12 protein-coding genes are annotated in these 15,560 nt (G+C 72.5%); 7 read left to right on the top strand and 5 right to left on the bottom strand.

Translation table 11 applies throughout. From position 1 onward, the window contains the following. Positions 1-2: 2 nt before the first annotated feature. From ASF37_RS04315 to ASF37_RS04300, 4 genes are all read right to left on the bottom strand, one after another. Positions 3-1,391 (bottom strand): APC family permease, encoded by a 1,389-nt coding sequence (locus ASF37_RS04315; protein WP_082506390.1) that lies wholly within the window; start codon positions 1,389-1,391, stop codon positions 3-5. A gap of 76 nt (positions 1,392-1,467) precedes the next feature. Next, positions 1,468-1,653 (bottom strand): CstA-like transporter-associated (seleno)protein, encoded by a 186-nt coding sequence (locus ASF37_RS04310; RefSeq protein WP_055961200.1) that lies wholly within the window; start codon positions 1,651-1,653, stop codon positions 1,468-1,470. Beyond that, complete coding sequence (locus tag ASF37_RS04305; protein ID WP_056552116.1) at positions 1,650-3,842, bottom strand: carbon starvation CstA family protein; 2,193 nt, start codon at positions 3,840-3,842, stop codon at positions 1,650-1,652. The genes ASF37_RS04310 and ASF37_RS04305 overlap by 4 nt, the downstream gene beginning before the upstream one ends. A 173-nt stretch (positions 3,843-4,015) precedes the next feature. After that, the gene (locus ASF37_RS04300; protein WP_056579230.1) at positions 4,016-5,680 is read right to left on the bottom strand and encodes an LPXTG cell wall anchor domain-containing protein; all 1,665 of its coding nucleotides are present in this window, start codon (positions 5,678-5,680) and stop codon (positions 4,016-4,018) included. Positions 5,681-5,820: 140 nt separating this feature from the next. On the opposite strand from ASF37_RS04300, the gene cobU reads away from it, so the two are divergent. From cobU to ASF37_RS04285, 3 genes are read left to right on the top strand one after another with little or no spacing between them, the layout of a single operon-like run. Then, positions 5,821-6,363, top strand: a complete 543-nt coding sequence (cobU, locus tag ASF37_RS04295) for a bifunctional adenosylcobinamide kinase/adenosylcobinamide-phosphate guanylyltransferase (protein WP_055961195.1) — start codon at positions 5,821-5,823, stop codon at positions 6,361-6,363. Positions 6,364-6,415: 52 nt separating this feature from the next. Further along, the gene (locus ASF37_RS04290) at positions 6,416-7,768 is read left to right on the top strand and encodes a M20/M25/M40 family metallo-hydrolase (RefSeq protein WP_056579228.1); all 1,353 of its coding nucleotides are present in this window, start codon (positions 6,416-6,418) and stop codon (positions 7,766-7,768) included. Next, positions 7,765-9,300, top strand: a complete 1,536-nt coding sequence (locus ASF37_RS04285) for an MFS transporter (RefSeq protein ID WP_235499952.1) — start codon at positions 7,765-7,767, stop codon at positions 9,298-9,300. Before ASF37_RS04290 ends, ASF37_RS04285 begins: the two co-directional genes overlap by 4 nt. Here ASF37_RS04285 and ASF37_RS04280 read toward each other — a convergent pair whose 3' ends face one another. Then, entirely contained in the window at positions 9,301-10,137 is an 837-nt protein-coding gene (locus ASF37_RS04280) for a hypothetical protein (RefSeq protein WP_056579226.1), read from the bottom strand. A 105-nt stretch (positions 10,138-10,242) separates the two neighbouring features. On the opposite strand from ASF37_RS04280, the gene ASF37_RS04275 reads away from it, so the two are divergent. The 4 genes from ASF37_RS04275 to ASF37_RS04260 are packed head-to-tail and all read left to right on the top strand — an operon-like array spanning position 10,243 to position 15,558. Beyond that, positions 10,243-11,724 (top strand): aspartate aminotransferase family protein, encoded by a 1,482-nt coding sequence (locus tag ASF37_RS04275; RefSeq protein ID WP_056579223.1) that lies wholly within the window; start codon positions 10,243-10,245, stop codon positions 11,722-11,724. Continuing rightward, positions 11,721-13,085 (top strand): lysine N(6)-hydroxylase/L-ornithine N(5)-oxygenase family protein, encoded by a 1,365-nt coding sequence (locus ASF37_RS04270; RefSeq protein WP_082480859.1) that lies wholly within the window; start codon positions 11,721-11,723, stop codon positions 13,083-13,085. The genes ASF37_RS04275 and ASF37_RS04270 overlap by 4 nt, the downstream gene beginning before the upstream one ends. 26 nt (positions 13,086-13,111) lie before the next feature. Further along, positions 13,112-13,714: a GNAT family N-acetyltransferase gene (locus tag ASF37_RS04265; protein ID WP_056574862.1), complete on the top strand. Its 603-nt coding sequence runs from the start codon at positions 13,112-13,114 to the stop codon at positions 13,712-13,714. Further along, positions 13,711-15,558 (top strand): IucA/IucC family siderophore biosynthesis protein, encoded by a 1,848-nt coding sequence (locus ASF37_RS04260; protein WP_056579222.1) that lies wholly within the window; start codon positions 13,711-13,713, stop codon positions 15,556-15,558. The genes ASF37_RS04265 and ASF37_RS04260 overlap by 4 nt, the downstream gene beginning before the upstream one ends. The last annotated feature ends 2 nt before the right edge of the window (positions 15,559-15,560 follow it).

The raw sequence follows: 15,560 nt of genomic DNA, 5'->3' as shown, positions 1-15,560 counted from the left end.
GACTATCCGGCGAGGTCGCTGGGGTCGAGGGGCTCGGGATCGGCAGAACGTGGATCGGCCTTCATGGCGAAGGCGTTGACGAAGTACATGGCCACGCCGATCGCGAGGATGGCGGCGCACCACACGATCGACCCGGGGTCGTCGATCATCGTGTGGATGAGGATGCCGAGGTTGGCGACGACGCCGGCGTACAGGATCAGGGTCGGCGCGGAGTAGTGGTCGTGGTCGACGGCGGTGCCGCGGAGCTTGAGCGCCGCCAGGCACACCATGCCGTAGACGACGATGAGGAACAGCACCGTCACCGTGGCCAGGCGGTCGACGTCGGCGATGGCCAGCAGCAGGCAGACCAGCGCGGCGGTGAAGATGATCGAGACCCACGGGGTGCGCCGCGTGGCGTGCGTGCGGGCGAAGACGCGCGGCACGATGCCCTGGCGGGCCATGCCGTACATGATGCGGGACTGCGCGACCAGCGAGACGAGCGTCGTGTTGGTGACCGCCACCAGGGCGATGGCCGAGAACACCATCTCGGGCACGGGGATCGGCCCGGCCTGCACGACGGTGAGGAGGCTGCCGTCCTCGCCTCCGTTGGCGGCCAGCTCGTCGATCGGCGCCACCATCGAGGCGATGAACGCGATGACCATGTAGAGGACGCCGGCGAGCGTCATGCCGCCGAGGAGTGCCTTGGGGAACGTTCGGCTCGGGTCCTGAGTCTCCTCGGCGATGTTGGCGGCGTTCTCGAAGCCGGTCATCGCGAAGAAGGCCAGGGCCACGCCGCTGAGCACGACGATCGCGGGGTTGCCGTCGTTGAGCTGGAACGGCTGCTCGAGGTTCGCGTCGCCCTCGGCCACCACGACGGCACCGACGGCCAGGATGATGAGCAGGCCGGCGGTCTCGATGATCGTCATGATCATGTTGGTCCACACGGACTCGGTGATGCCGCGGAAGTTCAGCAGCGACAGCGCGACGATGAACAGGATGGCCACGAGCGTGACCGGCACGCCCTCGACGAACGACGTGAAGTAGGTCCCGCCGAACACCCGCGCCAGGGTGCCCGCCGCGGCGATCGTGGCCGCGAGCAGCGAGAACGTGACCATGAAGGTGAGGAACCGGTTGCCGAACGCCTTGTGCGTGTAGAGAGCGGCGCCGGCGGCCTGCGGGTACTTGGTGATCAGCTCCGCGTAGGCGAACCCCGTCAGCAGGGCGACGGTGACGCCGACGACGAACGAGAGCCAGAACGCACCACCGACGGTGAACGCCATGACGCCGATGAGCGCGTAGATCCCGGAGCCGAGCACGTCGCCCAGCACGTAGAAGAACAGCAGGCGGCCGGAGATGGAGCGCTTGAGCTCCTCCTGCTGGCCCCCCGGCGTGGTGTCGGTCCGCTCGGACATGACGCCCCTCCCGCATCGCGTGTTCCGATGATCGTGGCCCCACCCGTGCGGGTCCGCAACCCCAGCCGCGGCCGAATCAGCAGCAGCGCGCCATGGGGGCGTGCTCCACCTGGTCGGCACGGTGCCGCTCGAACGCCCGCCGGGTGGTGGGCTCGACCCCGTCGCGCTCGCACGCGTCGAGGTAGTCGTCCCACGCCGCCTCGCCGGTGAACTCGCGGACGAGGCGGCGCAGGCCCGCGAGCCGCTCGCCCAGGCGGCTCATCGTCGGCCTCCCACGCGGGAGGGGTCGCGCTCCTTCTCCCACGCGGCCACGGCCTCCTTCTCCTCGCGGGTGGCGATGAAGTCGGCCGGTGCGACGATCTGCGACGGGGTGTGCGGCACCTCCGTCGTGGGCAGCGACCCGGCCTTGATCGCCCGCACCCAGATGACCACCGCGTTGGCCACGATCACGATCACCAGCAGGGCGAAGGTGGCCTGGATGACGCCGTTGGTCGTGGAGTTGCGGATGATCTGGTCCATCTGGCTCGCGTCGGCGGCCGGGGCCAGCACCTCGCCGGAGTCGCGTGCGGTGCGGTAGCGGTCGGCCTGGGCGAAGTAGCCGATGGCGGGGTTGTCGCTGAACACCTTCTGCCAGCTGGCCGTCATCGTCACGATCAGGTCCCACGCGAGCGGGATGCCCGGGACCCAGGCGTACTTCACCTTGCCGTGCTTGATGAACAGCGTGACGCACAGCGTGAGCGCGATCGCGGCGAGCAGCTGGTTGGCGATGCCGAACAGCGGGAACAGCTGGTTGATGCCGCCGAGGGGGTCGCTGATGCCGATCCAGAGGAAGTAGCCCCAGGCGCCCACCGTGACCGCGCTGGCCGCCCAGGCGGCGGGACGCCAGGAGACGTCGCCGAAGCGGGTCCACACGTTGCCGATCGTGTCCTGCAGCATGAACCGACCCACGCGGGTGCCGGCGTCGACCGCGGTGAGGATGAACAGCGCCTCGAACATGATCGCGAAGTGGTACCAGAACGCCCGGAGCCCGCCGCCGAACGCGTCGGAGAAGATCTGCGAGAGACCGAAGGCGAGGGTCGGGGCGCCGCCGGTGCGCGAGATGATGGTCGACTCCTCGATCGAGGCCGCGGCCGCGGTGAGGTCGCCCGGGGAGAGCGTGAAGCCGAGCTGGCTGACGAACGCCGCGGCCCCCTCGGGCGTGCCGCCGGTCGCGCCGGCGGGGGCGTTCATGGCGTAGTAGAAGCCCTGGTCGATGACGACCGCGGCGATGAGCGCGCTGATGGCGACGAACGACTCCATCAGCATGCCGCCGTAGCCGATCATCCGGACGTGGCTCTCCTTCTGGATCATCTTCGGCGTCGTGCCGGAGGCGATCAGTGCGTGGAAGCCCGACAGCGCGCCGCAGGCGATCGTGATGAACACGAACGGGAACACCTTGCCCGCGAACACCGGGCCGTCGCCGTCGGTGGCGAAGCTCGTGACCGCGTCTGCCTGCAGGGTGGGTGCGGCGATGACGAGGCCGACGGCCAGCAGGACGATGACGCCGATCTTCATGAACGTCGACAGGTAGTCGCGGGGCGTCAGGAGCATCCACACCGGCAGGATCGAGGCGACGAAGCCGTACACGACCAGCGCGACGACGAGGCTCTCCTTGCTCAGGGTCAGCGTGTCCGCCAGGCCGGTCTGGTCGATCCAGCCGCCGCCGATGATCGCGAGCAGGAGCAGGACGACACCGATGACCGTGACCTCGAGGACGCGCCCGGGCCGGATGTAGCGCAGGTAGAAGCCCATGAACAGGGCGATCGGGATGGTCAGGCCGATGGAGAACACGCCCCACGGCGACTCGGCGAGCGCGTTCACGACCACCAGGGCGAGGACCGCGAGGATGATGATCATGATCGCGAAGACGGCGATGAGCGCGGCCGTTCCGCCGATCACGCCGATCTCCTCGCGCACCATCTGGCCGAGGCTCTTGCCGTCGCGCCGCATCGAGAGGAACAGGACGACCATGTCCTGGACGGCGCCGGCCAGGATCACGCCGACGATGATCCAGATCGTGCCGGGCAGGTAGCCCATCTGCGCGGCGAGCACGGGCCCGACGAGCGGCCCGGCGCCGGCGATGGCCGCGAAGTGGTGGCCGAACAGCACGCGTCGGTCGGTGACCTCGTAGTCGACGCCGTTGTCGAGGCGCTCCGCCGGCGTGGCGCGGGTGTCGTCGACCTCGAGCACCTTCCTCGCGATGAAGCGGGAGTAGAAGCGGTAGGCGATGGCGTACGACGACAGTGCGGCGAACAGGATCCACAGGGCCGACACGTCCTCGCCGCGCGAGAGCGCGAGGACGGCCCAGCAGACCGCTCCCACGAGGGCGACGGCCGACCAGACGACGATCGTGCGGACCCGGCTGCCGCCGGTGTCGGCGGGGCTCGGTGCGGACGGAGCTCGGGTGCTCATGGGTTCCCCCTCAGGACGCGTGACGGCGCGCAGGACCACCGCGCCGACCCATCCGACCACGGGTGACGCCGCTCACGCCAGTTGCGTACGTTGCGTCGCGCCGAGCGGCACCGTCCCCGCGGCGAGCGGCCCCCATCGGTGGATCCGCAACAGCTGGCGTCGGGGGCGCAGGGTCAGGCGCTGCGGCGTCGACGCGCGACGAAGGTGGCACCGCCGGCGAGGAGCAGGCCGGCGCCGAGGGCGAGGAGTGCCGGCTGCACGGGCGCGCCGGTGTCCGGCAGGGCCGAGCCGGACCCACCCGGGCCGGACCCGTCCGAGCCCGCGGCGACGACGTCGAAGGGCTGCCAGGCCGTCACGATGCCGGTGGACGGGTCGATCGCTCCGACGTGATGCCGACCCGAGAAGCCGGTGGGCACGTCGACGCTGACGGCGCCGGACGGCAGCGGGCCGGTGAAGACGACCTCGATCGTCGAGGCGCGGACGATCACGCGGAGCTGGTCCTGCTGGGCTTGCTGCATCTCCGTGATGAAGCCGATGATCTGCCGCATCATCTCCTCCAGCGCCTGCTGCTGCTCCTTGGTCGCGTCCCCCAGCTGCTGCTCGTAGGCGGCCTTGGCCTCCTCGAGCTGCGCGTCACGTTCATCCTCCACGGGCCGGGGATCGAAGCCGATCGAGCCGCCGGGGCGCGAGCCGATCGGCGCCCGGGTGGGCATCTTCGCGCCGACGACCTGCTCGGTGAGCTCGAGCTGCGCGTCGATGGACTTCTTGAGCTCGTCTGCCAGCCGGGGGCCGGGACTCGCCGCCAGTCTCGCGAGCTGCTCCTGCACGTCCTGCGCCGCCTGCTTGGCGTCCTGGGTGGCCTGCCCCACCTGCTCGAGGCGGCGCACCTGCGACTCGCTGAGGCCCGGCCCCGCGGGATCGGTGCCGCCGGATCCCCCGGGGTCGAGGGTGCGGGTGATGCTGCCTGCCGTGCCGGTGAGGGTGAGGGCACGGCTGCCCGCCAGGGCGCTGAACTCGACCCGACCCGAGCTGTCGGACTGCGCGCCGCGCCGGGTGCTGCCGTCGACCAGCGTCACGTCGGTGCCCGGCTCGAACCCGGTGCCCACCACGGCGCCACCACCCTCGCGCACGGTCAGGCCGAGCACGGTGGTGCGCACCTCGGTCGATCCCACGGCGCCGTTCTCGAGCTCGAGGATCGCGCGGTTCACGCCGGGCTGGGCGAGGAACTCGTCGCCGTCGTTGCGGACCGTGACGTCGACCCGTCCATCGCCACCGGCCGTCCCTCGGGCGACGTTGTCACCCAGGTAGCCGCTCGCGCCGATCGCGGCCGGCAGGCCCTGGGCCGAGAGGCGGACCCCGTCGGCGGCGAGCTTGTCGGCGGTGACCCAGGCCGGGGAGGCCGTCACGACGAAGGGGTCGGGCAGCACCTCGATGGTCTGCGCCGCCAGCTGCGCGTCGCCGTCGTGGAGGGTCAGGCGGTGGGTTCCGACGCTGATGGTCGGGAAGGTGACGTACTCGTCGAACCCGCCTCCCGTGACGCCGAACGTCTCGACCGCGGTGCCGTCGAGCCTCAGCTCCACGGACTCCGCCCGGACGTCGGAGGCCGACACCGGGACGCCGAGGTACCGGTAGCGGGTGAGGCCGTCCGGCGTGCGCGCGTCCAGGCTCGCCTGTGCGGGCAGGGGTGCCGTCGTGGTGGGGGACGAGCTCGCCGACGCGACGGCCGCCCTCGGGGCGGACCCGTCGTCGGGAGCGGTGGCGGCCGAGGTCACGGCCGGGACGGCGACCATCACGAGACCGGTCAGGACGACGAGGACGAGGGCACGCAGGAACGACACGGAGTCTCCAGGGACGAGGCAGACGCCGGCCGGGTGCTCGACCGGTCGCTCGAAGCCTAGGGAACCGAGGCTCCCGGCGTCCGCCGAACGCACGAAGAACTTCCAGGTTCGGCGGGACCGCGCGGGAGTAGGGTCGCGGCATGAAGGCTCTGGTCACAGGTGGGGTGCGGTCGGGCAAGTCGTTCCACGCGGAGTCGCTGGTGGTCGCGCACGAACGGGTCGTCTACGTGGCGCCCGGCCCGGCGGCCGACCCCGACGAGGACCCCGAGTGGGCGCAGCGGGTGGCTCGGCACCAGGAGCGACGGCCCTCGCACTGGACGACCGTCGAGACCACCGAGCTCGTCGGCGCGATCGAGGGCGGTGACGCCGACGCCGACACGGCGGTGCTCATCGACTGCCTCGGCACCTGGCTCACGAGCCAGATCGACGAGCTCGACGGCTGGGACGCCATCCGCGAGGAGTGGGAGCAGGTGCTGCTCGACCGCGTCGACGCCGCGGTCGAGGCCCTCGCCCGGACGCAGCGCACGGTGGTGCTCGTGACGAACGAGGTGGGGCTCGGCGTGGTGCCCGAGCACCGGTCCGGCCGGATCTTCCGCGACCTGCTCGGTGTCGTGAACCAGCGCTTCGCCGCCGAGTGCGACGAGGTGCTGCTCGTCGTGGCCGGCCGGGTCATCACCCTCTGACGCCGTCCGGCTCGCGGGGCGGGTGACCCCGGCCGCGGGCTAGCGTCGGGGAGTGCATCCTGACGTCGAGGTCCTGCGCGCGACGATCCGCGTGCCCACCGTCGCCGAGCGTGACCCTGACCTGACCGACCCGGCGCCCTTCGACCAGCTGCACGCGCTCCTCGCCGAGCACTTCCCGCTGCTGCACGAGCGGCTCGAGCGGGTCGACCTGGGCGAGGCCGCACCGCGCGCGCTGCTGTGGCGGTGGGCCGGGACGTCCTCGGACCGTCCGGTCGTGCTCATGGCCCACCAGGACGTGGTGCCGGTGACGCCCGACGACCCGTGGACGCACCCCGCCTTCGCCGCCGACGTCGTCGAGACCCCCGAGGGACCGGCGATCTGGGGCCGAGGCACCCTCGACGACAAGGGGCAGCTGGTGGCGATCTGCACCGCCGTCGAGCGTCTGCTCGCCGACGGTCTCACGCCGGCGCAGGACGTGTGGCTGTCCTTCGGTGCCGACGAGGAGGTGTCCGGACCGTCGGCACCCGCGGCGGTCGACGAGCTGCGGCGACGCGGCGTCGAGCCGTGGTTCGTCCTCGACGAGGGCGGCGCCGTGGCGGGCCAGGCCTTTCCCGGCGTGGGTGCCCCGGTCGCCGTCGTCGGCGCCACGGAGAAGGGCACCACCACGCTCTCGCTCACCGTCACCGGGCGCGGGGGTCACTCGTCCACGCCCGCGCCCAAGGGCCCGACCGCCCGCCTCGGACGCGCGCTGTGGCGCCTCGACCAGAAGCAGTTCCCGATCAACGTCCCGGGCCCCACGGTCGACCTGCTGCGTCGGCTGGCCGGCCACCTGCCGCTGCCGCTGCGTGCTCTCCTGACCGGCGCCACCCGGACCCCGCCCGGCGTGCTCGGTCGTGCGCTCGTCGCGGCCGGGCCCGAGACCGCCGCCATGGTGCGGACGACCATGGTGGCCACCACGCTGTCCGGTGCGCCCGCCCACAACGTCATCGCCGCCCGGGCGCGGGCCGAGGTGAACCTGCGGATCATGCCGGGGGAGAGCGTGGCGTCGGCGCTCGACCACGTGCGCGACGCCGTCGGCGACCAGCAGGTGGCGGTCGACGTGGTCGAGGCCAACGAGCCGAGTCCCCTCTCGCCCACGACCGAGCCCGAGGCCCTGGGTGCATTCGCGCTGCTGGAGCGCACGATCGCCGACGTCTTCCCCGACGCGATCGTGACGCCCTACGTGATGATGGCCGGCACCGACAGCCGCTTCTTCTGCGACATCTGCCCCCGCGTCTACCGGTTCGCCCCGCTGCGGATGAGCAAGGAGCAACGCGCCTCCATCCACTCCTTCGACGAGCACGTGCACGTGGCCGCCTGGCTCGAGGGCGTCGACTGGTACGTCGCGCTGCTGAGGTCGCTGTGAGCACCCCGGCGGGGGTGCCGGGCCGTGGGCGGCAGAGCACCCCGGCGGGGGTGCCGGGCCGTGGGCGGCAGAGCACCCCGGCGGGCGTGCCGGGCCGTGGGCGGCAGGTCAACACTGGCCTGTGGGCGGTGGTCGGCTTCCTCGTGGCCGTCGAGGTCGTGAGCGGCATCCTGCAGGGCTTCTACACGCCGATCTTCTCCGACATCGCGCGTCACCTGGGCATCCGCGACGCCGACGTGAACTGGTTCGAGGCCGCGCAGCTGGTGCTGTCGGCGCTCGCGGTGCCGCTGCTGTCGCGGCTGGGCGACCTGTGGGGCCACCGCAACGTCCTGCTCGTGTCGACGGCGGTCACGGCGGTCGGCTCCTGGGCCCTGGCCTTCGCGCCCGGCTTCTCCACGTTCCTCGTCGGCTGGGCGCTGCAGGGTGCGTACGTGGTGTGGCTGCCCGTGGAGGTGGCGATCATCCACCGCCGCACGGCCGGCTCGCCCGACCAGCACCGCCTCACCCGTCGGTCGGCCGCCTTCCTGGTGGCGGCGCTCGAGACCGGCGTGATCGTCGGTGCGCTCACGTCGGGCGCCCTGGTGGAGTCGACGTCGATGACGGTGCTGCTGTCGCTGCCCGCCGTGGCCGTGACGCTGTGCCTCGCGATCGTGTGGTTCGGCATCGAGCGTGACCGCGGACAGGCGTCGGGCGGGTACGACTACGGCGGGCTCGCGTGGCTCACGGTGACCCTCGGGCTGCTCATGGGCGGGCTCATCGCCATCCGGCTGATGGGCGTCGGCTCCCCGGTCCCGTGGTCGCTCGTCCTGCTCTCGTTCGCGGCGCTCTCCGTGCTCGTCCGGTACGAGCGAGGGCTGGCCGCCCGACCCGACGACGGGGTCGCTCCGCTCATCGACGTGCACACGTTCGTCCGCGCGGCCCAGTGGCCGGTGCAGCTGACCGCGTTCCTGTTCGGCATGTCGGTGCTGGGCGCGCAGATCCCGCTGTCCACCTTCGCGCGGACCGATCCCGACGTCGCGGGCTTCGGCCTCGGCGCGTCCGCGGCCTTCGTGTCCACGCTCATCGGCGTCTACGTCGTGACGATGGTGGTGGGTGCCCTGCTCCTGCCGGTGCTCTCGCGCACGCTCGGCCCGCGCGGGGCTATGGTGGCGGGCTGCACCGTCGTCGGTGTCGGCTACGGACTGTTCCTGCCGCTGCACGACACGACCACCCAGACGCTCACCAACATGGGCGTCGCCGGCGTCGGGTCCGGGCTGCTCGTGGCGGCGCTCCCGGCCGCGGCCGCTGCAGCCGCGCCGCCGGAGGCCACCGGCTTCGCGACCGGCATGACCAACGCGACCAAGACGGTGGGTGGCGCGATCGCGTCGGCCGTGTTCGCCATCGCCCTGGCGTCGACCGGGTCGATCGACGACCCGACGCTCGGCACCGCGCCCCTCTCGGGCTACCTGACCGTGTGGGCCGTGTGCTCGGTGAGCGCCTTCGCGGCCGCCGTCGTGCTGACCTTGACCCGCAGGACGTCCGAGACGCGGTGACTAGGGGGCCTGGGCGCCGATGGGGTTGGGGTAGGTGATGGCACCGGCGGCGACCACGGCGCGGGCGGCGGCGACCAGGTCGGACTCCACCGACACCGCGTGCGCCGTGGCCTCGGTGTCGAGGGCGGCGTCGACGGCACGGTCCGTGGCGTCCTCGAGTCGCTCGCGGGCGGCCCGGCCGGTGTCGGTGGGTGCGCCGTCGGCGTCGACCCAGCCGCGACGGCGCAGGTCCTCCAGCGCCTCGGCCCACTCGTCCTCGGTCCAGCCTCGGACCGAGCGCTGACGCTCCGGAGCCCGGCCGAGCGCCACCTGCAGGGCGTTCGAGGCGGCCCCGCCGAGACCGGCGGTGACGAGCACCGACACGTGGGCGTCGCCGCGCAGCTCGCGCAGCACGCTCGCGTGGCGCCACAGGGCACCGACCGCGTCGTCGGGCACGGCCAGCGACGACTCGGCCGCGGCCAGCGGCTTCCCCGCGAGGTCGGCGCGACCGACCACCTGCGCGAGGCGCGCGGCCAGACGCTCGACGTCGTGCGCGGCGAGGGCGGGACCGAGCACGTCACGGGCGATCGCGAGCCGCTCCGCCAGCACCGCCTGCGGGTCGGCCATCCGCCACGCGTCGGGGACGGCCCGCTCGACGAGTCGCGGCGCGAAGCCGTGGAAGGTGGCCACGACCACTGCGGCGGCGGGAGTGCCGAGGGCGCCGGCGCGCGAGGCGGCGTAGCCCATCCAGTAGCCCTTCAGCCCCAGGGACTCGTAGCGGGACTGGGCATCGGGGGCGAAGTAGACCACGGAGTGCAGGGCCTCGATCGAGCGCCAGAAACCGGTGAGCGGGTGCACGGGCGTCTCCGAGGGGTGAGGTGTGACGTGGCTCCCAGCAGGTTGCCGGGGCGGTCCGGGTTTGCTTAGGTAAGGCTTGCCTACACGATCTTCGGGGGAAGGAGCATGGTGGACGACCACCTGTTCAGCCCGGCCAACGCCGAGCACTATGCCACGACCATGCGCGCCGGGCTCGACGTGCTCACCGAGCACCTCGGCAGCGTCCGGACGCCCTTCAGCGGACGCTCGGTCACCGACGTCGCACGCGCCGTCGACGCCGTCGACCTGGACCGGCCCGTCGACGTCGACGCCGCGCTCGCCGAGCTCCGCGACGTGTACCTCGACGACGCAGTCTGGTTCCACGACCCCGGATACGCCGCCCACCTGAACTGCCCCGTGGTCGTCCCGGCGCTGCTGGCCGAGCTCTTCGTCTCGGCCGTGAACTCCTCGCTCGACACCTGGGACCAGAGCGCGGGCGGCACGCTCATCGAGCGCCGGCTGGTGGACTGGACCGCCGGACGCATCGGGTTCGCCGTCCCCGCCGAGGGCGGGACCGCCGATGGCGTGTTCACGTCGGGCGGCACGCAGTCGAACCTGCAGGCGCTGCTCATGGCACGCGGCGAGACCTTCCTGCGCGGCCACGTCGACCCGGGGCTCGCCTACGCCGACTCGCTCGCTCGCTTCCGGGTGTTCTGCTCGGCCGACGCGCACTTCAGCGTGCAGAAGTCGGCCACGATCCTCGGCCTCGACGCCGATGCGGTGGTGCCCGTCGACGTCGACGCCCGGCATCGGATGGACCCCGTCGCCCTGGAGCGGGCGCTGCACGACTGCCTCGCCCGCGGCCTCGTCCCCATGGCCGTGGTGGCCACGGCGGGGACCACCGACCTGGGTGCGATCGACCCGCTCGGGGCCGTCGCCGACCTGTGCGCCGAGCACGGCGTGTGGATGCACGTCGACGCCGCGTACGGGGGTGGGCTGCTCGCGTCGCCTCGACGTCGGCACCGGCTCGACGGCATCGAGCGGGCCGACTCGGTCACCGTCGACTTCCACAAGACGTTCTTCCAGCCCGTGAGCGCGAGCGCCGTCCTGGTGCGCGACACGGGGGTCCTGCGGCACGTGACCTACCACGCCGAGTACCTCAACCCGCGGACGGCCGACCTGCCGAACCAGGTCGACAAGAGCCTGCAGACCACCCGCCGGTTCGACGCGCTCAAGCTCTGGCTCACGCTGCGCGTCATGGGTGCCGACGCGATCGGGCAGGGCTTCGACACCGCGATCGACCTCGCCCACGCGACGGCGGACTGGGTCCGCGAGCAGGACGACCTGCAGCTGCGGGCCGAGCCCGAGCTGAGCACCGTCGTGTTCCGCTACCGGCCCGACGGCCTCGCCGACGACCTCGCCGACGACCTCAACCCCCGGATCCGGCGCACCCTCTGGGGCGACGGTCGCGCGGTCGTCGCCGGCACGAAGGTCGACGGGCGGGCGTGGCTCAAGCTCACCCTGCTCAACCCGGCCGCCACGCTCGAGGACGTCGTGGCCGTGCTCGAGCGGGTGCGCTCGACCGGTGAGGACCTGCTCGAGCGCGACCACGAGGAGGTCGACGCATGACTGTGCCTGATCGCCGCCCACGGCCCGGCACCCCCGCCGGGCGGGGCCGGCAGGAGGTCCTCGACTTCGTGGCCGTCGGCGCCGGACCGTTCAACCTCGGACTGGCCGCCCTCGCCGAGCCCACCGGCCTGCGGGGCGTGGTGCTGGAGTCCCGCGACGACGTGTCGTGGCACGCGGGCATGATGCTGCCCGAGGCCACGCTGCAGGTGCCGTTCATGGCCGACCTCGTGACCATGGCCGACCCGACGTCGCCCTACTCGTTCCTGGCCTACCTCAAGCAGGTCGGGCGGCTGTACCCGTTCTACATCCGCGAGAGCTTCTACCCGCTCCGCCGCGAGTACGACCGCTACCTGCGCTGGGCCGCCGAGCGGCTGCCCGTGCGCCTGGGTCACCACGTCCAGTCGGTCCGCCGCGACGGCGAGCTGTTCACGGTGACCGCCTTGACGGCCGACGGCCCCACCACGCTGACGGCCCGCCACGTGGTGCTCGGCGTGGGCACGCGTCCGCACGTGCCCGACGCGGCGCGCGCGCTGCTCGAGGGTGGGCACGGTGGGACCGTCGTCCACACCGCCGACTACCTGCCGCGCAAGGAGGCGCTCCAGGCCACCGACTCCATCACGGTCGTCGGCAGCGGGCAGAGCGCCGCCGAGGTGTACCGCGACCTGCTGGAGGACGCCGGGCGGTGCGGCTACCACCTCACGTGGGTGACGAGGTCGCCGCGCTTCTTCCCGATGGAGTACACGAAGCTGACGCTGGAGATGACGTCGCCGGAGTACACGGCGTACTTCCAGGCGCTGCCGACGCAGGTCCGCGACCGGCTGGTCGGCGAGCACAAGCCGCTCTACAAGGGCATCAGCGGCGACCTCGTCGACGACATCTACGACACGCTCTACCGGTTGAGCGTCGACGGCCCGGTCACGACCGACCTGCTGGCCGGCACCACGCTCACGTCGGCGTCGTGGGACACGCAGGCGGGTCGGGTCGGCCTGGAGCTGCGCCACGACGAGACCGACGTGCCGTTCCGCACCACCACGGCGTCGCTCGTGCTGGCCACCGGGTATCGGGCCGGCCTGCCCGACCTGGTGGAACCGCTGCACGACCACGTCAGGTGGGACGAGCGCGGCCGGTACGCCGTCGCGTCGGACTACACGATCGACGCCGACCACCGGGTCTTCGTGCAGAACGCCGAGGAGCACACGCACGGCTTCGTCGCCCCCGACCTGGGCATGGGGGCCTTCCGGTCGTCGGTGATCGTCAACGCGATGGCGGGCCGGGAGGTGTACCCGGTGGAGGAGCGCATCGCCTTCCAGACGTTCGGGGCACCCGCCGACGACCGCGCCCTGTCGGGGGTGGACCGATGAGGCCCGGGTCGATGAGGCCCGGATCGATGAGGATCGGGCTGGAGCCGCTCGACGTCGACCGCCACGCCCCGCTGCTGCACGCGTGGGTGACCCACCCGCGGTCGGTGTTCTGGATGATGCAGGGCGCGAGCGTCGACGACGTGCGACGCGAGTACGCCGACATCGTCGCGAGCCCCCACCACGACGCCTGGCTGGGCCGGACCGGCCCCGGCGGGGGTGCCGGGGCGTGGCCGGCAGAAGGTACCCCCTCGTTCCTGGCCGAGACCTACGACCCGGCGCACTCTCCCCTGGCGTCGATCCACAGGACGCAGCCGGGCGACCTCGGCATGCACGTGCTGGTGGCGCCGACGGACACGCCGGTGCACGGCTTCACGGCGGCCGTCTTCGCGGCCGTCGTGCGGCACTGCTTCACGCTCCCGGGCCACGACGGCGTCACGACCCGCCGGGTGGTGGTGGAGCCCGACGCCCGCAACACCGCCATCCACGACCTCAACGCCCGAGCCGGCTTCGTGGCCGAGCGCGAGATCGACCTGCCCGACAAGCGGGCGCTGCTGAGCACCTGCACGGCGGAGGGCTTCGCCGCCAGCGAGCTCGGCGCGACCGACGACCCGACGGGAGACGTCGCATGACCCCCACCGCCCTGCTGGGGACGCCACACATCCTCGAACCCCAGGCCCTGGACACCGCCGACCACCTGGAGCCGGTGACGCTCGAGCGCGCCCAGCGTCGGCTCGTCGCGAAGGCCCTGGGCGAGCTCACGCACGAGCGCCTCCTGTCGCCCGAGCCGGTGGCCGATGCGGGGGGCTGGTGGGAGGTGCGCACCACCTCCTCGAGGTGGCGGTTCCACGCCCACGTGCACGAGCCGGAGCACTGGTCGGTCGACCCGTGGTCGGTGCTGCGGTCCGACGACTCCACCGAGGGGGGCGAGGCGACGCTGCCGGTCGACGTGCTCGAGCTGGTGGCCGAGCTGCACGACGAGCTCGGCATCCCCGACCACCTGGTGGCGGTGTACCTGGAGGAGCTGAGTGCCACGCTCGCGGCGGCGTGCTGGGCCGACACCCACCACGCGCACACCGTCGAGGACCTGCTCGACGCGGACCTCGCCACGGTCGAGGCCGCCATGCACGAGGGGCATCCCGCGTTCCTCGCCACGAACGGTCGGATCGGGTACGGGCTCGACGACTACCGCGCGTTCGCGCCCGAGACCGGCAGCGACGTGCAGCTGGTGTGGCTGGGCGTCCGCCGTGAGCACGCCGTGCTGGCCCTGGGGGAGGGTCTCGACGAGGACGCGCTCTACGCCGACGAGCTCGACGCGGACCAGCGCGACGCCTTCGACACGCGGCTGCGCGACCTCGGTCTCGATCCCCGCGACTACCTCCTGGTGCCGGCGCACCCCTGGCAGTGGACGAACAAGCTGGCCGTGACCTTCGCGGCCGACGTCGCCCGACGTGACGTGGTGCCGCTCGGCACGAGCCGCGACGCCTACCGTGCGCAGCAGTCGGTGCGGACGTTCCTCAACGTGTCCGACCCGTCGCGCATGTACGTCAAGACGGCGCTGTCGGTGCAGAACATGGGCTTCATGCGGGGGCTGTCGCCGCACTACATGCGCGGCACGCCCGCCATCAACGACTGGGTGCACGCCCTCGTCGAGGACGACGCCGAGCTGCGTCGGTGCGGGTTCACGGTGCTGCGCGAGCGGGCCGCCGTCGGCTACACCGGTGGGGTCTACCAGCGCGTGGCCGGTGCACGCCGCGGGCCGTACCAGAAGATGTTCGCCGCGCTGTGGCGCGAGACGCCGCGGCTCGGGGCTGGGGAGCGGGCCGCGACCATGGCGTCGCTCCTGCACCGCGACCGCGAGGGGCGGAGCCTGGCCGCAGCGACGATCCGGGCGTCGGGGCTGGCGCCGGCGGACTGGGTGCGCCGCTACCTCGACGCCTACCTGCGGCCGGTCGCGCACTGCCTGTGGGCGCACGACCTGGCCTTCATGCCGCACGGGGAGAACCTGATCCTCGTGCTGCGGGACCACGTGCCCGTGCGCGCGGTCATGAAGGACGTGGGCGAGGAGGTCGCGCTGCTCGCGGGAGACGGACCCGAGGCACACCCGCTCGACTCCCTGCCCGAGGCCGTGCAGCGGATCCGGGCCCGGGTGCCGGAGGGCCAGCAGGCGCTGGCCGTGCTCACCGACGTGCTCGACGGCTTCCTGAGGTTCCTCGCGGCGATCCTCGCCGACGACGGGGTGCTGTCGGGAGAGGAGTTCTGGACCGTGGCGGCGGCGTGCCTGCGCGACCTGCAGGCCGACCACCCCGAGCTGGCCACCCAGTACGCGCGGTACGACCTGCTGGCACCCGACTTCGAGCACTCGTGCCTGAACCGGCTGCAGCTGCGCAACACCCTCGAGATGGTCGACCTCGCCGACCAGGCGCAGTCGCTGCAGCTCGTCGGACGCCTGGCCAACCCCCTCCACGGCCGATGACC

It is taken from the genome of Aeromicrobium sp. Leaf289 (genome assembly GCF_001423335.1).
Taxonomy (GTDB): Bacteria; Actinomycetota; Actinomycetes; order Propionibacteriales; family Nocardioidaceae; genus Aeromicrobium.
Note: the sequence above shows the minus strand (reverse complement) of the source record. Positions and strands in the feature narration are given on the sequence as shown.